Below are 25,013 nucleotides of genomic sequence, written 5' to 3'. Positions count from 1 at the left end.
TGGGCAGATTGCAAGCTTTGAGCTTGGCTTGAAGGTCAATTTAAGCTAAAGGCCCCGCCGTGGCATCCCGTAAATCCAACGAAATCGCCCCTTGGGTCGCGCTCGCCTTGCGCGTCGCGCTGGGGGGATATTTCGCGTGGAGCGGGTGGGAGAAGGTGTTCCACACGGGGCTGGCGGAGTTCACGCGGGCGGTGGGGAACTACCGCATCGTCTATGCGCCGTGGGATGCGGTGGTCGCCTACACGATCCCGTGGGTGGAGATGGTGGTGGGGGCCTGCCTGATTCTGGGGCTGTGGAAGCGCGGGGCGCTGTGGGCCTTGGCGGGACTGGTGGCGTTTTTTGCGATCGGCGTCGGCCATGCGTGGAGCAAGGGGCTGAACATCGCCTGCGGCTGCCACGGGAACGCGGATGGCTCGCCGATGAACTACACGATGAAATTCGTGGAATTCGGCGGCTACTGGCTGGCGATCCTGATCATCTGGTGGATCGGCCGGCGGGGGAATGGCCACGTTTTCGGCGGGACGAAGATGAAGCTGCCGGGCTGAGCGGCGGGTTACTTGAGGAGGCGCTGGAGCAAGTTCTCCGGGGCGGGTTTGGGATTCATGGAGATTTCCCAGATCGTCTGGATGGTGCCGGCTTCCATGCCGGCGATTTTTCCCTCGAAGGCCCGTTTCAGGCGGATGGCGCGGAAGTGCTCCAACTGGGGAGACTCCTTGTTTCCGGGGACGGTCTCGACGACGAGCAGTTCGTCGGTGCCCTTCGGGTAGAGGCGGACCCGCACGCCATCGGTGCGGGACATGGCCGGGGTGCCGAAGATTTCCTCGGGATCGAAGCGGTCGCCGAGTTGCTTTGCGAAGCGCATGAGCTCCGTGTCGTCGAGCGCCTGCCATGGCAGGGTCTCGCGACCGACAGGTGCCGCCGGGAGGGCAGCGATGAAACTGAAGATAGTCAAATATTTCAGGATCATTAAGTATTTCTACCGGGTCGATGTCCCGCTGGCGAGTCCGGAATTTCGGGGCCTGTGGGATGGCGTGGGTCGGGGGTTGCCGCGGCGGGCTGCGGTGCTACAACCCGGGCATGCGCTACCGCGAACGTTTGCAGGCGAGGATTGCGGCGACCGGGTCCCGCCTTTGTGTGGGTCTGGATCCCCGGCCGGGTGAGGGAGGAATCGAGGCGGTGCCGGATTTCCTGAAGCGGGTGGTGGATGAGACCTGGGAGAAGGCTGCGGCCTTCAAGCCGAACATGGCCTACTTTGAGGCGATGGGGCTGCGGGGGATCGAGATCCTGGAGAAGCTGCTGGGCGAGATGCCGTCCGAGGTGCCGGTGATCCTGGATGCGAAACGCAGCGACATCGGTGAGACGCAGAAGTACTATGCTCATAGTTATTTCGCGCACTGGAAGGTGGATGCGGTGACGCTGAATCCTTTCCTCGGCTATGATTCGATCGAGCCGTTCCTGGGTTGGGAAGGGAAGGGGATCTATTTGCTGGCGGTGACTTCGAATGCCGGGTCGGCGGATTTCCAACGGCAGACGCTGGCGGATGGTCGCTCGGTGTTCGAATTGGTGACCGCGCTCGGCGAGCGGGCGAAGGGGCTGCCGACGGATGTCGGGTATGTGGTGGGCTTGACGAATGCGTCAGGTGTGCTGGCGAAGATTCCGGATGCACCGCTGCTGGTGCCGGGGCTGGGTGCTCAGGGGGGTGATCTTGCCTCGCTGGCTGCTGCCGCGCGAACCGCGCCGGATGTGATCAATGTTTCCCGCGGTATCCTGTATGCCGATGACGGGAGCAGCTACGGCGAGCGTGCGGTTTCATGGGCTGCGAGAATTTCGCAGGCGTATGAAGAAGCGGTCGCGTGACTCCGTAGGAACCTGAGGTTAGGGTGGCAAACTGATGCCGAGGAAAAGACATCCGAAGACCGGTCAGGTGACGGCCCACTATTCCGGGCTGTTGCCGCAGAAAGGTTGGCCGGCGCGGAACTACAAGTTCTTCCGCCATCGCATCGTTCCCGGGATGTTTTCCAAGCGGGGCGGCGCGGAACAGGACCCTGTCCTGAGCGTGCCGGAGAACGGCTGCGTGCGGGTCACGTGGATCGGCCACGCGTCCTTCCTGCTGCAATTCGCCGATCACTCGGTGATGGTGGATCCGAACTGGGCGCGCTGGCACGGCTTTGTGAAGCGGCTGCGCGAACCGGGGCTGCCGCTGAGGGCGATTCCGGAGCTGGATCTGGTGGCGGTGAGCCATGCGCACTTCGATCATCTTCACAAGCCGAGCCTGAAGGTGCTGCGGGCGCGCGGTGGCATCATCGTGCCGCGAGGCAGCGGGAGTCTGGTGAGGCGGCTGGGCTTTCCCGCGGTGCATGAGGTGAAGGTGTGGGATCACTTCGAGTTCAACAGTCTCAATGTGATCCACACGCCGAGCCATCACTGGGGGGCGCGCTACATTCACGATATCCATCGAGACTATGGGGGCTATCTCATCGAGTCCGGTGGCAAGAGCGTGTTCCACTGCGGTGACAGCGCGTGGTTCGATGGGTTCGCGGAGATCGGGCGGCGTTTGCCTAACATCGATGTCGCGCTGATGCCGATCGGCGCCTACGACGCGCCGAGCGGTCGTGACGTGCACATGAATCCCGAGGAGGCTGTTAGAGCCTTCGCGGAGATCGGAGCGAAGGTGATGATCCCGATGCACTATGGGACCTTTCCGCTTGGCAATGAGCCGATCGGTGAACCGGTGGAGCGGTTGCTGATGGAGGCAGACCGGCTTGGGATCAGTGAGAAGATCCTTATTCCGGAAGAGGGGGTAGGGATCGAGTGGTGAGTTTGCCCCGCGGTCCCGGAGGGAGGGCCGGAACCGCGGAGCCGGGAGGGGGATCTTACTTACTGAGGTTCTGTCACGACTTGCACGTCGTCGAAGAACGAGCGGTTGCCGGTGCTTTCGAGGCGGACCTTGTAGGAGTAGGCGGCGTCGAGGTTGGTCTCGAAGCTATCGAAGGAAGCGGGCATGGAGCGTGACCAGTTTCCGGCAGGGATGGCGGCTGCTCCAACGGCCATGCGGGAAAGCTCGGCGCCGCTGATGAGGACGACGCTGGAGAGATTGCCGGGCTGGGTGAAGCCGCTGCGATTGCCGATGGCGGCGGTGATCGAGTGGACGCCGCGATAGCCGAGGAAGGTGCCCTTCATCTCGCTGAAGGAGCCGGCGGCGATGCTGAGATGCTGGGCTCCGCCGGCGGCGAAGTTCGGGATGTTTTCGAACGACGTCGCGGTGAAGGCATCGCCGTCAGGACCCCAGCCGGGAGCATCATTCCAGAAGGTATTCGGCGAAGCGGCAGGCAGCTCGAAGCCGGCATTCTCGATGGTTTGGATCATCTCCGGCTCGAAGCGGGCGCGATAGAAGGTCTTCACGCCGGTGTGGGAAACGATGACGTTCACATCGGTGAATCGCGGGTCGATCATGCCATTGTAGCCAGTGAACTCCCAGTGGATGAGGTCCGTGCTGCGCTCGAGGAAGAATCCGGCGGTAGGGTCCTTGCGCATGGGGACGATGACGTAGGCTCCGTTGGGGTCAGGCCGCGGATTGCTGACGCCGAAGTCGGGACGCAAGATGCAGACCTTGTCGATCCAGCCGCGGTCCTGGCCGATGCTCTGGGAGGAGTCCTTTTGATAGAACCAGCGCAGGGAGTGAGTGCCGGCGGGAATGTTGACGACGACGGGTCTCCATCCGCCGTTCTGGCCGGAGATCGGTGCCGCGGCATTCTCGCCGTCCATTTCGAAGCGGAGGAAGTCGTAGTTGGTCTCGCTATCCACCTTCCAGTGGAAGAAGAGCTTCTTGGGGCCGGTGACGGTGGTTGTCAGGCTGGTGCTCTGGTTGTTGCCGATGGGACTGTGCGAAGTGCTATCGATGCCGCCGTTGGTGGTGTCATTGATCGCGCCCCACGGTGCATCGCCATAGGTCTCCCAGCGCGATCCCCAGCGGTCGAGGCCGCGCGCGGGATGCATGATGCCTTCCTGGAACTCGATCTGATCGATCCAGCCTTGGCCGGCCGTGCCCGAGGCGGTGTAGAGGAAGCGGAGTTCGGCGTAGCCGGGAGGGATTTCAATGTGGACCTGCTGCCATGGGGTGCCGCCGGGGATTGCGGTGATCTTGCGCGGGCCGACGGAGGGGCCGGCCTGGACGAAGCTGCCATTGGTGGTGGTGCGGATCTGAAGCGAGAGATTGCCGCCGACCGAGCCGCTGGCTTGCCACCAGAAGGAGACGGTGCCGCCGCCATTGCTGATGATGGGGAAGCGGATGGCGGTGTCGTTGTTAGCACCTGCAGTGTAGACGGTGTGGATGGAGCTGGTGCCGCGTTCGCCGCCGCGGCCGGAGGGGGCGGCGTCCGAGGCATCGGACTGCCATGGGGCATCGGCGTAGTTTTCGACGACGAGGTTCGAGGCATTCACCGGGAGATCGGCGGCGTCGCGGAGACTGGAGGGCAAGGGGATGACAACGAGTTCATCGGCGTAGCCATTGCCAGCTTGAGTGATGGGCTTGTACCATGACCAGCGTACGGTCTGCGGGCCGGAATCGAGTTCGATGGAGTAGGTTTTCCAAACGTTGCCCGCGCCGTGCAGGATGGAGCGGGAAAGGTTCGGACCCCATTGGGCTCGCAACTCGCCATTGGCTGCCGTCTGGACCATGCGGAAGCGCACCAAGGCCGGACCCTGGATGATAGTTTCCATGTCGGAGCGCTGTCCCGCGTTGATTTCGGCCGATTTGGCGACATCGCCGGTGGGGACGCTGGAGGCATTCAGGAGACTCCACGGCGCGGCGGAGCCGGTGGGTTCGGTGAAGGTGTAGGGGAGATTGTCCATCGCCTCGGGGAGACTGTTGAACTCCAGATTGTCGATCCATCCCTGGTCCGAACCTGCGGTCTGGGAACCGTCCTTCTCATAGGCCCAGCGTAGCGTGTGGGTGCCTGCGGGGACATTGTAGGAGATGGAAGTGGTGGCGACGCTGCCGGAGATTTCCTGCTGCTTCACGCCATCGCTGTAGAAGCGCAGGAAGTCGTAGGTGGCTTCCGAGCTGACGCCCCAGTCGAAGCTGACAGTGACCGGGCCGGTGACGACGGTCTCGAAGCCGGCGGACTGGCTATTGCCGATGGCGAGGTTCACGGCACGGTCGCCGCCGGTGGCGCCGCCCGAGCTTTGCCATGCGAACGAGGCGGTGGCGGCGGCTTGCTTGGTGAAGCTGCGGTCGGGTTTGTCGATGGCTTCGGCGATGGTGCCGGAGGTGTTTGCGACATTGCCCTGGAGCATGAGGGAGAAGGCCTGCTTGAGGTTGGTAGGCTCGAGTGGGTCGGGCTCGGTCAGGGAGCCCTTGTAGGTGACTGACAGTTCATAGGTGCCGGGCAAGCCGGGGATCAGCTGAAGCGGGAAGCCGCCGATCATTTCCACGTTGTCCCTCGTGTTGCCATTGTAGACCGGGGCGGCGGTGGGATTGGTAGGATCGAGTTCCGGCGAACGATAGATCGTCCCGTCAGGCGCGCGAAGGGTGAGGTCGAGATCGTTCACCAGTACCTTCGTCCGGTTATCGAGGCCGGACTGGGCGGTACCTTCGGGATCGGTCCACGCGAGCGTGGCCTTGATCAAACCGGTGGCGGTGAAGGTGACGCGGAACTCGCGTGAGTTCTGCGATAACACCCCTTCGACGATGTGGTAGCCGCCGGGTTCCGAGGCATGGAGGTCGATGTGATTGGCTCCGGCCCAGGCATCGATGAGTCCCCAGCCCGAGGCGTAGTCTGGGCCCGGGGCCTGGACGTCGGTGGCGGTGTGGATCATCAGCGCCTTCAGGGTGCTGGCGCGGAGATACTGGCCGGTCATGTCGCGATAATGCTCATGCATCAGCAAGGCGGTGCCGGTCGCGCCGGGCGTGGCCATGCTGGTGCCGGACAGAGTCGCGGTGGCGGTGTCGCTGGCGTCCGAGGCGGAAAGCACGTCCTGTCCATTGGCGACGATGTCCGGCTTGATGCGACCGTCATCGGTGGGGCCGTAGCTGGAGAAGCTGCTCATGCCCACGCTGGTCGAGCGGCTGCCATTCGAGACCGCGTCCAGCATGCTGCCGACGGCCATCACATTTTTGGCATTACCGTTGTCGGGGAGGGTATCGTAGCCGCCATCGACGCTGCCGTCGACGGCCGGTGCCGAGGCATTGGGCCAAGTGCCCGACGTCTCGACATAACCGCCACTGCCGTTCGGCACGAAGAAATAGATCGTTGCGCCATTGGGGGGCTTGTCGCCCCGTTCGTTGCCAGCCGCAAAGAAGGGGAGGTGATAGGGCGTCACCCGACAGGTGATGTCGCGTTCCCTGCAGCTATTGGAGTATTTGCCGAACTGCGCGGCTTCGGCGGCGCCGTTACTGCCACCCCAGTAGTAGAGGTTCGCTCTCGTGGCGTGATCCTTGGGATACTGGAGCCAGCCGGTAGGCACGCCGTAGGAGTGGTTGGAGACGTAAAGCTTCGACGGCTGGTTGGTAGCAGTTGCGCAGTAGCCGCGCATTTCGAAATCGTCGCTGTTCCAACCGTAGCATTTCGCGGAGGCGCGCCATGCCATCCCCCGTGCGTGGTCATCGACGAAGCCATTGCCGAGGATGGTGCCCATGACGTGAGTCGCGTGGGTGGTGGGCGCGAACAACACGTCTCCTGTGGAGCCTGTTTCCGCATAGACCACGCGGCCGGGGAAATCATTGAACTCTTGGTGGCTGAGCCGCGGGGGTCCGCTTTCCCACATTCCCGCCAGCCATGTGTAACCGCTCAGGTTAATGGTGACGCCGCCGGGCGGGCCGCCGAACTGGGTCAGCGGCTCGACATTGTGGGAAATGCGGGCGTTCGAGTTGTCGGTCTCGTAGTAGGCGGGGAGTCCTTGCTCGTTCAGGCGCATGAGTTCGAAGTCCCCGCCGTCCTGCTTCTTTCCTTTGACCGGCCAGCCGTTTGCCTTGGCCCAAGCGATCGCGGCGGCCTTGTCGGCGGAGGCGGCGGCGTCTTGTTCGGCGATCTGGCGGAGGGTCGCTTCGTCGCGGACACCGAAGAGGCCCATGCGAGTAGCAGGCTGGACGAAGCGGGGGTCGAACTGCTTTGCGGGAGGGTTCTGGAGGGGAATGAGGCCGGGTGCGGGCGGGGGCGCGGGGAGAGGGGGCGCGGGTTCTTCCATCACTTCTCCCGCAGGTGCGTCGGCGACCTTTTCGTCGGCTGGCGGTGTGGTGCCATTTGTCTTCTTTTCGGGACGGATTGCCGTGACCTTGGTGGGGAGTGAAGGTTTGGCTTGGGTGGCATCGTCGGTTTCGCGACGAAGCAGGATGAAGAGCAGGAGAGAGCTGGCGAGAACCAGCCCGAGGCGGAGGGGCTTTTTCATGGAGAGGGGAATTGAAGGAGGGGACCGGGGCGAGGAGTTCGCCCACGGGCCTTCAATTCATCCCTATGCGGTTTTTTCCGCCGCGTTGGCGGCAGAGCGCATTTTCTGAAAATCACGGATTCCGCCGGATCCGGACGAATCGCTCGGAGGGGGCGAGGTTCACTCCGGTCTGGAAGAGGAAGCCGGTGGCAGTTCCGAGTGAGCTCACGCGGGCATCAGAGAAGTCGAGATCAGAGCTGATCTCGGCGCTGTAGGAGAGGCCGGGGAACGAGGTGAAGTCGATGGCGGTGGTGGTGAAGCTGATGTTCTGCGCGGTGATTCCGAAGTAGGTGACGCGGAGCCGGGAATTCGGATCGAGGGGATCGGTGGAGTCGGCGATTTCATTGGCGTCGGTCATCCCGTCGCCGTCGGTGTCGAGGGCGGAGTTGTTGATCGAGGCGCTGAGGTGGGGATAGGGACTGCCGGGGCCTTCGAAGATGTCGGGGATGGTATCGCCGTCATTTGAGGCGAGGCCGAGATTGCCGAGAGGGATGGCTTCGACCGCGCCGAGGTCCGGCAGCGAACCGCCAGGCCGCGGGGCTCCGCGGAAGTCGAGGGCGGGAGTGGTGGCGAGCAGGAGGCCGCCTTCGACCACGGGTGCTCCGGGCAATGGCGGCATGCTGCGGAGCGTGCCGCCGTAGTTGCCGAGCGGGGCGAGCTTGGGAGTGCCGGTGATCTGGTTGTTGCCGAGCTGAAGCGGAGCCCGCGCGAGGTTCTGGACGCCATTGCCGGCGACGATCGAGTTTTCCAAGGTCACGGTGTTGAAACTACTGTCCCAAGTGATGCCCACCGCGCTATTCCCTGTCACGGTGCAGTGGGTGAGCTTGAGGACGGCTCCCGAATCTTGGATCCAGATGGCTCCGCCGGTGCCGTTCGTGGTGTTGGATGCCAAGATCGAATTGGTGAATGCGGAGTCGCCGCCATTGGTGCGCAGGACGCCGCCGCCGTTAGTCCCGTGATTGTTGGCGAAGAGACAGTTTTCCGCCCGGAACTTGGCCCCGACCATGCGGACCGCGCCTCCTTGGGAGGCTGATGTGTTGCCGGAAAATTCGCAGGAGCGCAGGGTCACGTCGCCCGAGCTTTGGATTCCGCCTCCACCCGTGCCGTTGGCGTGGTTTTCGATGAGCCGGCACTGGTCAAGAGTGAGGCGACCCTGGGAGCGGATCGCGCCGCCGTCGGTGGCGAGCGCATCGCGCAGGGTCAGGGCTTTGATGTGGGTCTCCTGTCCGGTGGAGAGGTCGATGATGCGATTCGCGTCGCCGCCGGACAGCGTGACATTCGAGGCAGTAGAGCCGTCGATGCCCACCGAGCGGGTGAGAGCGAGCGGGGTGGTGAGCGTGATAACATCTGCCAGCTCGCCATTGAAGACGGCAGGATCGAAGCGGACATTGGTGGTAAAGGCCGCGGCGAGGGTGTCTCGCAGCGAGCCGGCTCCGGAGTTGGCCGCAGTGGTCACGATGGCTGGAACATCATGCACCGAGCCAAGCGTGATCGTGCCGGAGCGCGCGATTCCCCGCTGGTCGTTGGTCAGCGTGGAGGTGCCCGCAATGCCGATCGCCGGTGAATCGTAGAACGGCGGGCGAGTCCGGGTGAGGCCGCCATAGTTTCCCAAGGGGGCGAGTTTCGGATCGAGCGGTGCGCTGCTGGTGCCGACGAGCGGGCCGGTGGGGAACTTGCTTTCGAACAAATCGTTCACGCCGATGAGATTGGGCCCGCTGGTGGTGGTGGTGCCGAAGAGGATGATGTCCGAGTAGGGGCTTTCGCTGGTGTTTCCGGCGATGATGCAGCCATTGAGATCCACGGAGACGAAGCCCTCGGTCTGGATCCCGCCGGGGCCCTCGCTCTTGCCGTGATTGTCGCTGATCGTGACGTGCTGGAGCCGGTGGCTGCCTTCTGAAAAGTAGAGTCCACCGGTTCCGGAGGAGTCGCTGCAGGAGTTGCCGCTCACGGTGCAGTTGGTGAGGTTCACGTTGCCATCGCCGGCTTGCCAGATGGCCGCGCCTTGGCCGGCGGTGTTGGTGTTGAAGGCACAGCGGAGGAGATCGGCGCGTCCTTGGAAGAGGAAGAGCGCGCCGCCATTGCCCGATGCCTGGCAATTGCGGAAGGTGCAATCGGTGGCAAAGAGGTGGCCGAGGGAAATCAGCGCGCCGCCGTCGGTGCTTGCGCCATTTGCCAGCGTCACCCGGTTCAGGCCGAGGATGCCGGGGTTGTTGTGCATCACGCGGCTGGTGCCGCCGCCGCTGATGGTGATGCCGGCGGGCAAGGTGCTGGCGTCGATCTCGACATTGTTTGTGGTCTGCAACTGCAGGTGCCCGCTGGTAAGCGTGATGGTGTTACCACTGAGTCCGGAGGCAAAGCGGATGCGTGTATCCGGCACGGTCACCGCGGCGAGGGCGGCGCGCAGCGAGCCGGAGCCGGTGTCATTGGTATTAGTGACGGTGACGATGGGGCCTCGTTCAACGGCTCCGCTGTCGGGGGCATTGTCACGGGCGACGCCGCGTTGATCGGTTCCGGTCGACGAGGCGATTGGCAGGTCGATAGCAAGAGAGCCGGAAAGGGGAGGCATGGTGGTGAGCGGTCCGCCGTAGTCCGCCAAGGGAAGCAACATGGGGTCGGCATTGACGTGATCGGCGGATTGGTTGAAGGCCGGACTGCCGGTGCCGGTGCCGATGATGTTCGCGTTGCTACTGACGAAGGTCATCGTGCTTCCGCCCAGGATATGGACATCGCTGCCGGTGTTCCCCGCGATGATCGAGTGGCGGACGGTCGTCCGGGTGAAGGAGTCCGAGAAGGTGCAGACGCCACCTCCCACCCCCAAGGTATTGGTATTCCCGGAGATAGTGCAGTGGATCAGCTCCGTATCGCCGTCGTCATTGTAGATGGCGCCTCCGCGGGCGGTTGCGGTGTTGCCGGTCAAGGTGCAGTTGATCAGCGTGGTTTTTTTTCCGGCTAGATCGGAGTCTGCATGGATCGCTCCGCCATCCGTGGCCGAACAGCCGGTCACCGTGCAGTTTCGCATCGTCAGGCTGCTGTCCACGTTTCGAATGGCGCCTCCGAATGGATCGACGCCGTCGCGCAGTGTCAGCGACTCGAGGGTCAGCCTTGCGCCACTGGTGACACGGAGAATCTGGGTGGCGTGGTTTCCCGAGATCGTCATGCCTACCGGCAGGTCGGCGGACGAAATGGTGATCGACTTCGACATGATGATCGTCCCGCTGGTGAGCGTGACCGTCTGGCCGGACAAAGGAGAGGCAAACTGGATGACCGCGCCGGGCAGGGCGTCAGCGACGGTCTGGCGGAGGCTTCCCAAGCCGGAGTCGGCGTTGGTGGTGACAAAGAGCGGCTGACGCTGCAGGGCGAGGCTGTAGAAGTGGAAGGTATTGGCGGTTGCCGGTGTGACGGTGATGGTGCGGGTAGCGGCGGTGGCGGTGAAGCTGTAGTCGATGCGGCGACCTTTGCCGGTGCCCAGTGCGTTCTCATCCACGACGATGGTGTCGCCGCTGCTATTGAAGGTGGCGACGCGGGCGTCCGGGTAGTCCCATGCCACTCCGAAGATCGAGATGGTGTAGTCGGCGCCGGTTTGAAGGCCTTCGAGGGTGAGCGTCGCGGGTGAGCCGCCGTAGACGAAGTCCGATCCCAAGCCCGCGCTGCCGCTGCCGGACAGGGCGGTGAGGTCGTTGGTGTGGCCATTGATGAAGAAGGCCGGTCCGGTGAGGGAGAATTTTCCGGCGACCGCGGGACTGCCGCCGCTGACGCCGGTGAAGGTGACGCCGTTGACGGTGGGGCTGGAGGTGTTGCCGAGATTGTAGGCCCAGACGGTTTTCGCGGTGGTGACGCCGGTCGATGCGTCATTGGTCCATGGGGTGGTGGACCAAGTGCCTGCCCATGCCGCGGGGATCATGCAGGCGACAAAAGCAAAGAGAAGTGTCAGGGGTTTCATGGGGAGGGGGCTTTTGCAAGCCGTTGAATTTCTGAGAGCTGAGGGGGCGAATGCAAGGGCTGCATCCGCGACTTGCCCGGGGGTCAGGGCAACAAGGCTTCCACTCTCACTTCTATGCGGAATTCCGGCGCGCGTTGGCGGAAGTGCGGAAATTATTTTCCGCGGTCCGGATGCGGTTGCGTTTCAGTCTTCCAAACGATGTCCCGGGAAATCGGGATGCTGCTTCCGGAATGCCTGCCACTTCGCGAGCCACTGCTGCGGAGTGAAGGGTGCGAGGCCGCCGCCGGGATGAACCTGGGCATCGGCGTCGATTTCACAGAGAAGAAGCAGGCTGGCGGGATCGAGATCCGGCGATGGGAAGAGTGGTTTGAGATCCACCACTTGGATGCCACCGGGGAGCATGCCTGATACGAGAAGGGTGTGGGTATCCGGGGTGAGCTTCAGCTCGAGTACCCAGCCGGGGAACGTTAGCGATGGGCGTGCTGGCATGCCATTGTGGCGGTCCCAGAAGCGCACGGTGCCATCGTGGCTGCCGGTGATGACCCATGGGGTGTCGGGGATGAAGGCACCGCCCATGATGGTGGTCTGGCCGTGGCTGAGGGCGGGGCAGATCATCTTGCCCTGGCGCCAGTCCCAGACCTGCGCGCTGCCGGCACCACCGGCGGTGAGGAGAAGCGTGCCGTCCTGGCTGAAGCGGGTGAGGAAGGGCCAGTTGGTGTAGGGGATGTCAGGGCTGGCGATGCTGCCGTCGCGAAGGCTGTCGAAAGAGAGGCGCAGCTTGCTGGAGACCATGGCGCGCGCGGCGACGCCGTCGTGGAAATCCAGGTCGAAGGCGTTGCCGATTTTCGGGTCTGGCGGGATCAATTCGCGAGCTTGTTCGCGATCCCAGAGGCTGACGTAGTCGATCATGCCCCAGGAGGCGAAGATCCTGCCGTCCGGGCTGTAGGCGCAGCGGCCGTTGTTGAGGGTGGCTCCGGCGTGGACGAAGAGCTTGCGATCGAACAAGGTTTTTATCTCGCGGGTGCGGTTGTCGATTTCGATGCCTTGTCCGCCGGCGCAGGCGATGCCGAGGTAATTGCCGGAGTGGTGGAGGGCGAGGCCGCGTGGCTCTGAGGGAAGGGGGACGGCTTCGCCGATTCGTTCTCCAGTACGATAGTTCCAGTAATTCAGGTGGCCGCTGCCGCCAGACTTGGTGAAGGCCTCGAAGCTGCGGTCGGTGGTGGTGCTCGCGGCGGTGGCGAGCCAAGCGTTGTTTGGACCGAAGGAGGCGTCCATTATCTTGCCACCGCATTCGAGGGCTGGTCCGACCGGTTGGCCGGTAGCGAGGTCGTAGACCTGGGTGCTGGTGAGGGTGGTGGTTTGCTGGGTGAAGCCGGAGGAGGCCGCGAGTTTTCCGTCGGGCGAGAGGACGACGGATGTGGGGCCGGCGACGGGGATTTCGCGGATGGGCTGGTGTTTTGGAAGACGCCAAACCCTCACGAGGCCATCTTCGCCGGAGGCGATGGAGCGGCCATCGGGTGAGAAGGCGAGATTGATCACGCCGGTGTGATGATGGCCAATGACGCCGAGGAATTTTCCGTCCGCGACTGACCACAGTTCGAGACGGTAGTCGTAGTCGCCGCTTGCTAGCAGCGAGCCATCAGGGCTGAAGCGTGCTTCGGCGGATCCTCCCGCGTGGACGGGGAAGATGGTTTCGCGAGTTGTCTGGAGATCGAGTGCCTTGGCGTTTCTTCTGGCGATGAATCGCCCGTCGGGACTGGTGGCCAAGGGGCCGCCTGCGGAGAAGGGCGGGGCTCGGCCGGGATGCTTTTCTAACAAATTACCACTAGAGGTGTCGTAGATCGCCAGGCCTCCTTCCGGGAGCCCGACGACGAAGCGGCTGCAGTCGCCGAGGAAATCGGAGCGATCGAGAGGAGCGGAGGGGATTGGGGGATGGAGGAGAGTTTGCGGTTGGGAGGCGTTGACGACGCCGGTGAAGTCTCCCCACTGGAGGAGGATGCGGGTGCCATCGGGAGTGAAGCGGAAACAGGAAGTGAATTGGGGAAAGCTGCGGGTTTTTCCGGACTGCCAGTGCCAGAGGGTGGTGCCTGCGGCGATTTCGCTGTCATCGAGGCTCCATGTGATGCCGAGGGCTGTCTGCGAGGGAAGGCGGGCGAGTTCTTTTCCGGATGGGTAGTCGAGAACCACGAGTGAGCCCTCAGGCAACAAGGCGGCCACGTGTGAGCCATCGCGGGACCATGCGGCCCTTGCGATCGCGATTTGGGGAAGCCAGCGGGTTTCCGAGGTGAGGTCCCAGACTTGGGCGGCCAGCTCGTTTTCGTTTTGTGCGATGATGGCGGGGTGCTGCGGGTTCCAGACGAGGTCGTGAAGATGCGCGTAGCCGGTGTCGAAGGCGCGTAGGGCGGTGGCGGATTCCGCGTGCCAGGTGGTGGCTCGCAGGGTGTTGGCGGCGGCGCGTTGGTGATCCTTTTCCGCGATGACCGCGGCGTTCGCGAACCATAGGGCGGCGCGGGTGTCGTCTTCGTTTTCGGCGGCGACCAATCCCGAGCGCGCATACATGTCTGCCACGGTGAAGGTGGCTTCGGCGCGCGCTTGCTCTTCGCCTGCCAATGCGGTCTTGGCCCGTTTTGCCTGGGAGAGGCTTGCGATGAGGCCGGCGGTCAATGCGAGTAGCACGGCGATGCCCGCGGCCACGGGGGCGCGGTGGCGACGGACGAATTTTCCGAGCTGGTAGGTCAGCGTGGGTGGTACCGCGCTGACCACATCGCCATCGAGGTAGCGTTGTAGATCGTCGGCCAAGGCGGCGGCGCTGCGATAACGGCGGGCGCGGTCCTTGCTCATGGCCTTCATGACGATCCAGTCGAGATCGCCATGGAGTTCGAGGCGTTGCACGGGTTCCGACGGTGCGCCCTTGATGGTGGTGATGCGGGTGCTGGGGCGTGGCGGATCTTCCTCGCGGAGGATGCGCTGCATTTCACGGATGCCGGTGCTGGCGAGGCGCTTCGGGTCGAAGGGGAGCGTGCCGCAGAGGAGCTCATAGAGCACGACGCCCAGCGAATAGACATCGGTGCGGGTGTCCACGTCGACGCCCTCTGACTCCGCTTGTTCCGGGCTCATGTAGGCGGGAGTGCCGAGCACCTGCGCCTGGCGGGTGTAGAGGGCATCGCCGCCTTCCTCGCGGGTGGCCTTCGCGACGCCGAAGTCGATGACTTTCACGCTGTCGCCGGAGACGAGGATATTCGATGGCTTCAGATCGCGATGGATGACGCCTTTCTGGTGGGCGTGCTCGATCGCGCCGCAGACTTCGAGAAACAAGGAGAGCCGTTCCCGCACGCCGAGGGAAGCTGCCCGGCAGTGGCCAGTGATGGTGTCGCCCTCGACCAACTCCATTGCGAAGTAGGGTCTGCCCAGCGGAGTGGCGCCGGCCTCGAAAACGCTGGCGATGCAGGGATGGGTCATCAGGGCCAGCGTGCTGCGCTCGCGCTCGAAGCGGCGCACGACCTCGCGGGTGTCCATGCCGAGCTTGATGACCTTCAGTGCTACGCGCCGCTTGATGGGAGCTGTTTGTTCCGCTTCCCAGACAGAGCCCATGCCGCCTTCGCCGATGACCTTCACCAAGCGGAAGTGATCAATCACCGTGCCGGGTGCCTCGCTATTTCGTGCGGCCCACTGGGAACGGGCGTTGGTCGCATGACCCATGGTTGGCAAGGCGTGATCGCCGCCGGCCTCGGCGTAGCCTTCGAGGAGCATGCGGACGTCTTCTAACAGAGTCGCGTCACCGCTGGCAGCGAGTTCGATGAAGGCGGTCCGCTCGCTTTCATCGTGACAGAGCGCTGCTTGGAAAATGCGTTCGGCGGTCGTCTGTCCTTCGATGCCGATGCCGGTTTCCAGCAGGCACGAACCGCAATGTCCGGCCGCATCGAGCGGGCTTCCACATCGGCGGCAAGAGGTGGCGGACATCGCGTCAGTCGGAGAAGAGGCAGCGCAGGTGAGACATTTCCTCCGCGGCCTCTTCATCGCTGGTCACGGTGTCAAGGATGGCTTCACGGAGCATGGTGCGGTAGCGCTCGCGCAGCTTGAAGGCGGCGTAGCGGACGGCTGCCTGGGAAAGGCCGAGAGATTCGGCGGCATCGGCGTAGGCTTCCGTTTCGCCGCCGGTGAGGTGGTCGTGGAGGGCGTCGAAGACATTTCCTTTGCCCGCTTCGCGATAGGCTTCGCCGAGTTTGGTGAGGACGGAAGCGAGGAGTTGGCGAGCCCAGGCGCGGTCGAACTCCTTTTCCGGGGAGAGGTTTTCGTGGGGTTCGAGCGCATAGCGCTGCTCGGCGCTCAGGGCATCGATCATCACCACGGGCATGGAGCCGCCGCGTTTTTGCGCGCTGTCGCGGCGGTGTTGGCCTGCCGCGTGATTTTTCAGGGCGGTGAGAAGGAATGCCCGCAGCTTGCCGCGTTCCGCGCTCACGCTTTTCAGCGACTGCTGGGTCAGCAGCATTTCGAAGAAGCTTTGGGTCAGGTCATTCGCATCATCGCGATTTCCGGTGATCCGACGGGCGTAGCAGTAGAGGGGGAACCAGTAGGCCTTGCACAGTTCAGCGAGTGCCGCGGGGTCGTCGCCCTGTGCTCCCCAGACCATGCTCCAGCGGGTCTTGGGGAAGGGATCGGGCGATTGCGACTCGAGGGGATCGGCAGGCACGGTCGGGGGAAAAGTGAGCCGGGGTGACTATCAGTTTACGGGGGGAGTCCGGCAAGGAGGTGTTCAGGCATCGGCGGGTTGCGCGCCGAATGTGGCGTTTTTGTGACGAATTGCCTCTGGCGGGAAAATGGCTGGAGGCGGCGCTTGTGAGCCGCGCAACGTCATAGCCGTCGCGATGCTGACATGACCTCCCCGGGTAGCTCAAATCACTTGGCTCGTATTCTCCGCGAGACGGCTTTGCCTCTGGGTGGCCTCGTTTTGGTCGCGGTGCTGGATCGCTATCAGGGTGGTGGATTCATCCGCGAGGAGGATTGGCAGAAGGTGGCGGCGGTGTCCTGCATCCTGCTGGGGTTCTCGCTGGTGTATCGCTTGCTGTGCTCGGTGGTGCTGGACCTGGCGGTGGCGAAGTCGAAGGGCCGGCCGGTGCCGAAGATCCTGAAGCATCTCATCGGGATCGTCTTCATCGTCGCGGCGGCGCTGTTGTCGGTGAATGTGGTTTTCAGCGGTGCGCTTCCCGGCTTGCTGACGCTTTCCAGCGTGATCGCGGTGGTGGTGGGCCTCGCGCTGCGGCCGATCATCCTCGATATTTTTTCGGGGCTGAGTGCGAACATCGATTCGGCGTTTCATATCGGTGATTGGATCGAGATTCCGCGGAGCAGTGGCGGCAATCCGCAGTCCGGCTGGGTGGAAGAGATCAACTGGCGCACCACGCATCTGCGGACGCGCGCGGGGAATCTGGTGGTGTGTCCCAACAGCGTGCTGAGCACGGCGATCATCACGAATTTCTCCCAGCCCTCGCGTCTGAGCCGATTCGATATGAAGGTGAAGCTGCCGCCGGAGCTCGATCCGGATCGTGGGCGTGAAGTCTTGCTGGCTGCGGTGCAGGCCACCGTAGGCGTGGAGGGAGGACCGGATCCCGCGGCGAAAGCTCCCGACGTGCTGATCACGGGCATGGAGGCGTCGGGGGTGGTGTATTGGATCCGCTATTGGCTGGATCCTGCGGCGAAGTCATCGGACCAGGCGACCGACACGGTCGCGCGGAGCGTGCTGCGGCATCTGCAGCTCGCGGGCATCCCACTTTCGGAGAAGGTGGTCCTCCATCGCGAGGAGCGGGAACTCGTGGGTAATGTCACTCCTGCCGCGCGTGCGAAGCTGCTGGGGAGGCTTGCACTTTTCCACAACGTGAACCATGGCTCGTTGGATGTGCTGGCGGAGAGCGCGGCGCTGATCCGCTTCGAGAAGGGCGAGGTGCTGATCCGTCAGGGAGGTGAGGATCATGAGATGTTCCTGCTCGTGGAGGGAGCGGTGGAGGTGCTGGTGGAAGTCGATGGCCGGGAGGTCTTCGTGGCGCCGATGCATGCGGGGGACTATTTTGGCGAAATGTCCCTGCTTACGGGGGAGCCGCGCACCGCGACGATTCGTGCGGCGACGGGCGGGGCGGCCTATCGAATCGGGCGGCAGGCGATCACGCCGCTGCTGGAGGCGAATCCGGACATCATGGACCAGCTGAGCCACAATCTCGCCAGCCGCAATCTCCGCCGTCATGCGAAGGAAAGCGCAGCGCACGACGAGGACCACGAAGAGAAGCGAGCGAGCCTGGCGAAGGTGCTACTGGGGAAAATGATCAGCGTTTTCCGCAGCGGGCCTTCCGTGAATTGAAAGAGTTGGGCGTTTTCGTCACCATCGGCGGATTGATGGAGGGATAGGCTGGGCCTAGCGGCTCTTGGATGTCGAAGTTGCTGGAGTTGGTTGGAGATGCCCCTGAAGTCCAATTTGCCGGGGGCGATGTCATCATTCAGGAGGGCGCGCCGGCGGGTGATCTTTTCCTTCTCAAGTCCGGTGAGGTGGAGGTCCTGCGCGATCAGATGTCGATCGGCCGGATCTCCAAGGAGGGATCGGCCTTGGGTGAGATTTCCGCTCTGTTAGGCGTGCCTGCCACGGCCACGGTGGTGGCGCTGGCGCCCTGCACCTTCGCGGTGGTGAAGGATGCGGCCTCGGTGATGCCGCTAGCCATGAGATCACGCTGGAGATTGCGCGGAATCTGGCGCGTCGCCTTTCGTGGATGACCCACACTTACGTGGAGCAAATCTACGACGACGCCTGAGTGGTTGTCATTGGACCGGTGCCGTCAATCGGGCGGCACGGCAGGCGAGGCGGAAGAGGAAAGGTCGGCTGGTGAATTCATCGACCTTCACCTCGCGTGACAGGGTGAAATCGTTTTCCAGCATCTTGGCGACGTCGCTGGCGAATGCGGGATCTGCGGACAAGGCCGAGATCTCGAAGTTCAGCCGGAAGGAGCGGTTGTCGAGATTGGCGGTGCCGACGCAAGCGAGTTGGTCGCTCAGGATGACCTTCTGGTGGAGGAAGCCGCGCGTGTAGCGGAAGAGTTTGATGCCGCAGGTGATGGCCGGCTCGAAGTAGGTGAAGGCGGAGAGCCAGACGAGGAGGTGATCCGCTTTCTCAGGGATCAAAATGCGAACGTCCACGCCGCGGATTGAGGCGGCTTGCAGAGCGGTCAGAACGCCGCCATCTGGCACGAAGTAAGGGGTGGCGATCCACAGGCGCTCGCGGGCGGTATTGGCCAGCTCGGCGACGACGAGTTGCCAGGACTCGACCGGGTCGGCCGGGCCGGTGGGGATTATGGCTGCGATTTGATCGGCGGTTTCCGCGTGCCCGGACCATTCGAGGTCGGGGATTTCATCGGCGGCCCAATTCCAGTCTTCAATGAAGACGAGTTGGATCGCCTGGACCGAGGGGCCTCTCAATTTGAGATGGGTATCTCGCCACGCGCCGAAGCGCTGGTCGCGGCCGAGGTATTCGTCGCCGACATTGATGCCGCCGACGAAGGCTTCCTTGCCATCCACGACGACGATCTTGCGGTGGTTGCGGAAATTGAGCTGCACGCGTGAGACCCAGTAGCGATTGCTGCCGAAGTAGGCGTGCTTGATTCCCGCGGCTTCGAGTTCTTTCAGGTAAGCGCGGGAGAGCTTGTTAGAGCCGAGTTCGTCGTAGAGGAAGTAGACGCGGACGCCGGCTTTGGCGCGGTCGATCAGGGCTTGCTTGAAGCGGTGGCCGACGCGGTCGTTCTTCACGATGAAGAAGTTCACCAGCAGGTAGGTCTGGGCGGAAGCGATGGATTTGAAGAGGGCTTCAAAGGTCTCTTCGCCGTCGATCAGCAGTGTCAGTTCATTGCCGCGGGTGAAAGGGAGGCCGCCGAGGAACTCCGCGGCCCTGCCGAAGGCATCGTCCGGCTTGATCTCATGGTGGCGCAGGCGCTGGTGCATGTCCTCGGCAAGCTTGCGCAGGTCGGCATCCTCGCCGCGGCGGGCCCGGACGTAGCCGGAGAAGCGGGACTTGCCGGTGAGGTAGTACATCGGCACCGCGATCCACGGCAGGGCCAGCAGGGAAACGATCCAGGCGATGGTGCCCTGGGAGGTGCGCACGTTCATCAGCGCATGGACGATCAGCACGAGGCCCAATCCGTGGAAAAGCAGCAGCGCCGCGGCGAGGGTGGCGGTGAGGATTTCGTGGCCCGGCATCGGCCCATTCTAACCGATATCCCGGCTCCGTCCACGCAATCGATGGAAATCGCCAGCAGGCGACCGTTGCAGGGGATGGCGGGGGCAGCTAGCATCTCTGCGTGATCTATTTGGATGCCAACGCCACGACGCCGCTCCTGCCGGAGGTGCTGGATGCCATGCTGCCGTGGCTGCGGGAGGGATTTCACAATCCAAACGCCAGTTACCGCGGGGCGAAGGAAGCTCGCCGGGCGATCGAGGAGGCGCGGGAGAAGGTGGCCGCGCTGATCGGTGCGCGGGCGGAGGAGATTGTGTTTATGGGCGGTGGCACGGAGAGCACGAACTCCGTCTTGAAGTGGCTGGCGCGGCTCGTCGGGCGGAAGAGCGGGCGAGTGATTACCAGCGCGATCGAGCACAGTGCGGTGCTGAAGCCGTGTGAGACTTTTGGCGAGGTGGGGTATCCGTTGGCCCGTGTCGGTGTCGATGCGGGCGGGAGATTGAATGTGGATGAATTTCAAGCGGCCTGTGAGGCGGCGAGGGAGGGCGGGGGATTTGCCTCGATCATGTGGGCGAACAACGAGACGGGCGTGATCCAGCCCGTGGATGAGGCATGTGCCATCGCGAAGGAGAACGGTCTCGCCTTTCATACGGATGCGATCCAGGCGGTCGGCAAGATCCCGGTGAATGTCGGCGAGGTGCCCGTCGACTTTCTCTCGCTCTCGGCGCACAAGTTTCACGGGCCGAAGGGTGTGGGGGCTCTCTACATTCGCAGTGGCTGCCGCTTCGAGCCGATGCTACGCGGGGGTGGCCAGGAGAAGGACCGGCGGAGCGGGACGGAAAATACTGCGGGCATCGTAGGTCTGGGCAAGGCGGCGGAACTTGCGATGGAGCGGCTTTTGAAGAAAGAGAGTCCGGTGGCGCTGCGCAATGCGTTCGAGGCGAAGATCGTGGGTGAGCTTGAAGGGGTCACGGTGAATGGCGATCTGCTTCACCGCTTGCCGGGGACGAGTCATCTTTCCTTCACGGGTTGCGAAGCGGCGGGCTTGCTAATTCTGTTAGATGATTTGGGCGTTGCTTGTTCGGCGGGTTCCGCGTGTATGACGGGGAAGCAGCAGCCTTCTCATGTCCAGAAGGCAATGGGATTCTCCGATGCCAAGGCGAAGAGCAGCCTGCGCTTTGGTTTCTCCTGTCTCACTACGATGGAGGAGGCGATGGCCGCTGCGGAGGCGGTGAAGAAGTCGGTGGAGAAACTTCGCCGTGTCCAAGGGGGCAGCACGGGGCCGGTGGTGGTTTATTCGCCGTGAGCCCGCTTTAGATCCTGATCCAGCACTGCCCGCTTTTCTTTCTGAAGCTCGGGAGTGGAGAGCAGTTCAATCCACGGGACGAGCGATGCGGGGTCCGATGACGATTCCCGGATGAGCATGTAAGAAATCCCCTCGTCGCGGCTTCCACCCGCCGGAAGCGTGGCTAGCCACGCATAGGCTTCGCGCGGTTCGGAGCCGGCCCATTGCTGGATGACTTCACGAACCAGGGTCTTTTGGTCGTTGCCAGGGTAGCTCGCGGCCCATGCGGCGGCAGCTGCGGGATCATTCCGGCTCCACGTTTCTGCAAGGGCGGTTGCTAGGGGGAGGCGTCGCTCGGGTGCCGCTTGATCGATGGCGTCGGCGGCTTCGGCAGGCTTGGTGCTAGCCCATGAGATGATGGCAAGGCGGAGGGCTGCATTTCCCCCCGTTTTGGCATCCAGGCTTTGCGCCCATTCAAAAATGGCTGCGGGAGTCTCCTTCGCTGTCATCCCGGCGGCGACCGCGGTTGCCAACTCGCTCAAGTCGGTTTCGCCGGTGGCCCGTTCGAGATAGGTCTTTGCTCCTGTCGGATCCTGGAAGCCCCAGTTCCGGAGATCCGTTTCGGTCATTTCGGCGACGGGTTTGTTTTTCCATCCTTGGTCGGGCGGCGGTTGGGTCGACTCGTCGCCGCACCGGATCGTGTTCCGCTCGCGCTCGGCGATGCTTTCAAGAATGCCCGCTTTGAGCGAGTCCGGCAGGGTGGCAATCCATGCCTTGGCGTCGTCGAGCGCCACCGAGGACCAGTTCAATGCGACTTCTTGGAGCAGGCGATCCGACGTCGCCTTGTCTTGAACGGTGCCGATCCATGCGATCACTTCCCGTGGTGATTTCCGGGCCCATGCTCCGGCGATGAGTTCGGTCGTCCGAACACGCTCGTCCGGAGAGAGGTGATCCAGATGGGCGAGAGCTGCCTTTGGATCATGCTCGCCCCACGAGGCGAAGAGGTCGGTCAGGGCCTGACTGCGATTGCCGCTGTCGGGCATGGCGTCCACATAAGCGAGAGCCTTTTCAGGATCCGTACGCACCAGGATGCGCAGGGCCATGCCCACGGCGCTTTTGCGGAGGTCTCCGGTGAAGCCGGAGGCCCAGGCCAGGGCTTTCTCCCCATCCTTCCAATGCTCCATCACGGCGCTGACGATGAAGCCCTGATGAGTGGTGGAGAGCCCCGATTCGGCCAAGGCTTTCGCGACCCACTCGGGATCGATCCGGGCCAGATAGGTGAGGATGAAGACCACTTGGGAGTCGCGGTCGGGTCCGGTGAGGCCTTTGGCAGCGGCTAGGGCGGCGTCTGCGCCTTCCTTCTCGTAGATGGCTACCAATTCATCGACGGTGAGCGAGGTTCGTTTGCTGGCCTCCCGGGGAGTCGTGGAGGGGCGCTCGCTGTTCCTGGCGGGGAAAGAGATCGCGGGGCTTTTTGTGGAAGGCGGTGTCGAATCAGCCCTGCCATCATTGCGTGGGCGAAGCAGCAAGGCCAAACCTGCCACGAGCGCGAGTCCCGTGACCCACGCGATCGGTTTCTTGGCTGATGCTGCTGCTTTCATGGTGGGGTCACGCCGGTTGGCTTTCAGGTTCAAGAACCGGAGGTGGGAGATTCCTTGGAAAAATCTGGAGAATATCGGGGAGAATGGCGAGGCCCGGATGGGGTTCCAACCTTCATTGGTCAAAAACCGTGTCTTCCGGTCATTCCATGGTTTGCTTCCCGCATGCCGAATGCCCTCGCGGACGAGACTTCACCCTACCTGCTGCAGCACGCGCACAATCCGGTGGATTGGCTGCCGTGGAGCGAGGCGGCGTTCGCGCGGGCGAAGGAGGAGGACAAGCTGGTCTTTCTGTCGATCGGTTACTCGACCTGCCATTGGTGCCATGTGATGGAGCGGGAGAGTTTCGAGAACGATGCCATTGCCGGGGTGATGAATGCGAATTTCATCTGCGTGAAGGTGGACCGCGAGGAACGGCCGGACATTGATGCGACCTACATGGCGTTTGTCCAAGCGACCACGGGTCAGGGCGGTTGGCCGATGAGCGTGTGGCTGACGCCGGAGGGGAAACCGGTGGTGGGAGGCACTTACTTTCCGCCCGAGGATCGCTATGGGCGTGCCGGATTCCCGCGGCTTTGTGCTGAATTGGGCCGGTTGTGGCAGGACGATCGCGCGCGGATGGAGGACAGCGCGACGAAGGTGATGGCTCACCTTCGCGAGCAGTCGTCTGCTGAGTCGGTCGTCAATGGCTTGCCGACGGAGAAGGTTTTCGGCGATTTCATTGATCGATGCGAGGCGATGTTCGATCCGGCGCTGGGGGGCTTTGGCAACGCACCGAAGTTTCCGCGGCCGGTGGTGCCGCGTCTCTTGCTGCAACTTGCCGATCGATTCGATGGTGATGAAAGGGAGGAGGCGCTGCAGATGACGAGTCGAACGCTTCGTGCGATGGCTGCGGGAGGAATGAATGATCAGCTGGCGGGTGGGTTCCATCGCTACTCGGTGGATCGGTATTGGCATGTGCCGCACTACGAGAAGATGCTCTATGATCAGGCGCAGATTGCCCTGCTCTACCTGGAGGCGTGGCAGGCTGGCGGAGATGATCGCGATCGCGAGGTGGCGGAGGATATTTTCCGCTACGTGCTCACCGACCTGCTCGATCCGAGCGGTGCCTTTCATGCAGCGGAGGATGCGGACAGCCTTGCTTCGGCGGAGGATTCGGAGAAGAAGGAGGGGGCTTATTGGACTTGGGAGGCGGCTGAGATCTATCGGCTGCTGGATGCCCGGAGCGCGGCGATTTTTTGTGCGGCGTATGGTGTGGAGGAGAATGGCAATGCGCGTCCGGAGAGTGATCCGCATGGGGAACTTGAGGGTCGGAATACGCTCTTCCAAGCGGTTGGCTTGGGAGGGTTGGCGGAACAATTCGATCTGCCTGAGGGCGAGATTCGCGCGCTGCTTGATGAAGCCGGAAAGGTTTTGTTAGGGGCGCGTAGATTGCGGCCGCTGCCTCATCGGGATGACAAGCTGATCACGGCTTGGAATGGATTGATGATTGAGGCCTTTGCCCGGGGTGGGCGTGTGTTGGATCGCCCTGATCTTACCGATGCGGCACGCGGTGCTGCCGAATTCATCCGCCGCGAACTGTGGGACGGGGAGAAGCTCTGGCGTAGCTATCGGGGCAAGCGTGGTGATGCTCCGGGATTTGCGTCGGACTACGCGTTCCTGATTTCCGGCCTCATTGAAATGCACGGTGCCGATGGTGATGCGGCATGGCTGGATTGGGCGGGTGAGCTTCAGTCGGCGCTCGACCGTGACCACTGGGAGGAAAGCCAGGCGGGCTACGTGATTAGCGCGGAGTTGAACGGCGAGCCTTTGCTAGTGATTCGCGAGGATTATGATGGAGCCGAGCCCTCCGCAAACCACGTGGCTGCGGAGAATCTGCTCAAACTGGCGACGCTGTTGGATGAGCCAGCCTTTGCCAAGCGGGCGGAAGCCATCCTGCGGGCTGGCTCCCGTGTGGCTCAAACGCAGCCCTTCGCGGTCCCGGTGTTGCTGGGTGCGCTTGATCTTTATCAGCGCGGTGTCGTGAAGATCGAAATCCGGGGGACGCCCGAGCCTGGCCTAGCTGAAACGATGCGCCGCACTTGGCTCCCGCGCGCGGTGTGGACTCGTTCGCCGGGGGACGGAGATGTGATCGTTTGTATAAATCAGGTTTGTTTGCCTCCGGTCAATTCGGCAGTCGATTGGAACAAGGGGGAATTTTTCCCCTAGAAAAGAAAGTGAATGGGGCGAGGGTCGCCAGCGTCTGAACTTCCGCATGAAACCGCTCTCGATCTTCCTTACCAGCGTGTATCTCGCCGGAGCCGCCCAAGCCGCAAACATCGCGATCAAGAATGACACCGGTGCGGCGCAACGGGTGGTGATTTATCAGGACGGCAAAGTGGCGGGATATGTGGATCGCCTGAAGGCGGGAAAGACGCTGCTGGTGAAGGTGGATGATGCCGGCGGGAAGCCGCTGCTTTCGTTGAAGATCGCGGGTAAGGATGAGTTTCTGTTCCTGCCGTTGAAGACGAATTCCTACAAGTTATCGTGGCTGAGGAATCTCTTTTGGTGAGATCTTCA

The 25,013-nt window shown here is 63.0% G+C and carries 15 protein-coding genes; 8 read left to right on the top strand and 7 right to left on the bottom strand.

Features of this window, described 5'->3' with window-relative positions:
- Window positions 1-59: 59 nt before the first annotated feature.
- On the top strand, window positions 60-545 hold the full coding sequence (locus tag WKV53_RS03455; RefSeq protein ID WP_341402954.1) for a DoxX family protein: 486 nt from the start codon (window positions 60-62) through the stop codon (window positions 543-545).
- An 8-nt stretch (window positions 546-553) separates the two neighbouring features.
- Here the strand turns inward: WKV53_RS03455 and WKV53_RS03450 are convergent, their stop codons facing one another.
- The gene (locus WKV53_RS03450) at window positions 554-967 is read right to left on the bottom strand and encodes a hypothetical protein (RefSeq protein ID WP_341402953.1); all 414 of its coding nucleotides are present in this window, start codon (window positions 965-967) and stop codon (window positions 554-556) included.
- A 110-nt stretch (window positions 968-1,077) separates the two neighbouring features.
- Between WKV53_RS03450 and pyrF the strand changes: the two genes are divergently transcribed.
- Together pyrF and WKV53_RS03440 are read left to right on the top strand one after the other, a co-directional pair.
- Window positions 1,078-1,857, top strand: a complete 780-nt coding sequence (gene pyrF / locus WKV53_RS03445; RefSeq protein WP_341402952.1) for an orotidine-5'-phosphate decarboxylase — start codon at window positions 1,078-1,080, stop codon at window positions 1,855-1,857.
- Between the two features lie 34 nt (window positions 1,858-1,891).
- Window positions 1,892-2,818 (top strand): MBL fold metallo-hydrolase, encoded by a 927-nt coding sequence (locus tag WKV53_RS03440; RefSeq protein WP_341402951.1) that lies wholly within the window; start codon window positions 1,892-1,894, stop codon window positions 2,816-2,818.
- Between the two features lie 59 nt (window positions 2,819-2,877).
- On the opposite strand, the gene WKV53_RS03435 is transcribed toward WKV53_RS03440, so the two are convergent.
- The 4 genes from WKV53_RS03435 to WKV53_RS03420 form a co-directional block, all read right to left on the bottom strand.
- Entirely contained in the window at window positions 2,878-7,386 is a 4,509-nt protein-coding gene (locus tag WKV53_RS03435; RefSeq protein WP_341402950.1) for a S8 family serine peptidase, read from the bottom strand.
- Between the two features lie 112 nt (window positions 7,387-7,498).
- A complete protein-coding gene (locus tag WKV53_RS03430) occupies window positions 7,499-11,365 on the bottom strand; it encodes a choice-of-anchor Q domain-containing protein (RefSeq protein ID WP_341402949.1) in 3,867 nt (1,288 codons plus the stop codon).
- A gap of 183 nt (window positions 11,366-11,548) precedes the next feature.
- On the bottom strand, window positions 11,549-15,325 hold the full coding sequence (locus WKV53_RS03425; RefSeq protein WP_341402948.1) for a protein kinase domain-containing protein: 3,777 nt from the start codon (window positions 15,323-15,325) through the stop codon (window positions 11,549-11,551).
- A gap of 4 nt (window positions 15,326-15,329) precedes the next feature.
- Window positions 15,330-16,055, bottom strand: coding sequence for an RNA polymerase sigma factor (locus WKV53_RS03420; protein ID WP_341402947.1), 726 nt, complete (start codon window positions 16,053-16,055; stop codon window positions 15,330-15,332).
- Between the two features lie 210 nt (window positions 16,056-16,265).
- Between WKV53_RS03420 and WKV53_RS03415 the strand changes: the two genes are divergently transcribed.
- Together WKV53_RS03415 and WKV53_RS03410 are read left to right on the top strand one after the other, a co-directional pair.
- The gene (locus tag WKV53_RS03415; protein ID WP_341402946.1) at window positions 16,266-17,714 is read left to right on the top strand and encodes a mechanosensitive ion channel family protein; all 1,449 of its coding nucleotides are present in this window, start codon (window positions 16,266-16,268) and stop codon (window positions 17,712-17,714) included.
- 68 nt (window positions 17,715-17,782) lie between these two features.
- Window positions 17,783-18,121, top strand: a complete 339-nt coding sequence (locus WKV53_RS03410; protein ID WP_341402945.1) for a cyclic nucleotide-binding domain-containing protein — start codon at window positions 17,783-17,785, stop codon at window positions 18,119-18,121.
- 45 nt (window positions 18,122-18,166) lie between these two features.
- Here the strand turns inward: WKV53_RS03410 and cls are convergent, their stop codons facing one another.
- Window positions 18,167-19,594, bottom strand: a complete 1,428-nt coding sequence (cls, locus tag WKV53_RS03405) for a cardiolipin synthase (RefSeq protein WP_341402944.1) — start codon at window positions 19,592-19,594, stop codon at window positions 18,167-18,169.
- 101 nt (window positions 19,595-19,695) lie between these two features.
- Here cls and WKV53_RS03400 point away from each other — a divergent pair, with 101 nt between their 5' ends.
- Window positions 19,696-20,877: a cysteine desulfurase family protein gene (locus WKV53_RS03400; protein ID WP_341402943.1), complete on the top strand. Its 1,182-nt coding sequence runs from the start codon at window positions 19,696-19,698 to the stop codon at window positions 20,875-20,877.
- Here the strand turns inward: WKV53_RS03400 and WKV53_RS03395 are convergent.
- A complete protein-coding gene (locus WKV53_RS03395) occupies window positions 20,865-22,457 on the bottom strand; it encodes a hypothetical protein (protein WP_341402942.1) in 1,593 nt (530 codons plus the stop codon). The genes WKV53_RS03400 and WKV53_RS03395 overlap by 13 nt on opposite strands.
- Window positions 22,458-22,619: 162 nt before the next feature.
- Between WKV53_RS03395 and WKV53_RS03390 the strand changes: the two genes are divergently transcribed.
- Both WKV53_RS03390 and WKV53_RS03385 read left to right on the top strand, forming a co-directional pair.
- The gene (locus WKV53_RS03390; RefSeq protein WP_341402941.1) at window positions 22,620-24,662 is read left to right on the top strand and encodes a thioredoxin domain-containing protein; all 2,043 of its coding nucleotides are present in this window, start codon (window positions 22,620-22,622) and stop codon (window positions 24,660-24,662) included.
- Between the two features lie 46 nt (window positions 24,663-24,708).
- Entirely contained in the window at window positions 24,709-25,005 is a 297-nt protein-coding gene (locus WKV53_RS03385) for a hypothetical protein (protein WP_341402940.1), read from the top strand.
- Window positions 25,006-25,013: the final 8 nt, after the last annotated feature.

This window comes from Luteolibacter sp. Y139 (genome assembly GCF_038066715.1).
GTDB classification, from domain to species: domain Bacteria; phylum Verrucomicrobiota; class Verrucomicrobiia; order Verrucomicrobiales; family Akkermansiaceae; genus Haloferula; species Haloferula soli.
This window is presented reverse-complemented; position numbering and strand designations above follow the sequence as displayed.

Bases quoted from the DNA above. Each gene is read 5' to 3' on its own strand.
- WKV53_RS03430 (WP_341402949.1), bottom strand. From the start codon at position 11,365: ATGAAACCCCTGACACTTCTCTTTGCTTTTGTCGCCTGCATGATCCCC.
- WKV53_RS03410 (WP_341402945.1), top strand. From the start codon at position 17,783: ATGTCGAAGTTGCTGGAGTTGGTTGGAGATGCCCCTGAAGTCCAATTT.
- WKV53_RS03390 (WP_341402941.1), top strand. From the start codon at position 22,620: ATGCCGAATGCCCTCGCGGACGAGACTTCACCCTACCTGCTGCAGCAC.
- WKV53_RS03385 (WP_341402940.1), top strand. From the start codon at position 24,709: ATGAAACCGCTCTCGATCTTCCTTACCAGCGTGTATCTCGCCGGAGCC.
- WKV53_RS03435 (WP_341402950.1), bottom strand. From the start codon at position 7,386: ATGAAAAAGCCCCTCCGCCTCGGGCTGGTTCTCGCCAGCTCTCTCCTG.
- WKV53_RS03450 (WP_341402953.1), bottom strand. From the start codon at position 967: ATGATCCTGAAATATTTGACTATCTTCAGTTTCATCGCTGCCCTCCCG.
- WKV53_RS03440 (WP_341402951.1), top strand. From the start codon at position 1,892: ATGCCGAGGAAAAGACATCCGAAGACCGGTCAGGTGACGGCCCACTAT.
- cls (WP_341402944.1), bottom strand. From the start codon at position 19,594: ATGCCGGGCCACGAAATCCTCACCGCCACCCTCGCCGCGGCGCTGCTG.
- pyrF (WP_341402952.1), top strand. From the start codon at position 1,078: ATGCGCTACCGCGAACGTTTGCAGGCGAGGATTGCGGCGACCGGGTCC.
- WKV53_RS03425 (WP_341402948.1), bottom strand. From the start codon at position 15,325: ATGTCCGCCACCTCTTGCCGCCGATGTGGAAGCCCGCTCGATGCGGCC.
- WKV53_RS03395 (WP_341402942.1), bottom strand. From the start codon at position 22,457: ATGAAAGCAGCAGCATCAGCCAAGAAACCGATCGCGTGGGTCACGGGA.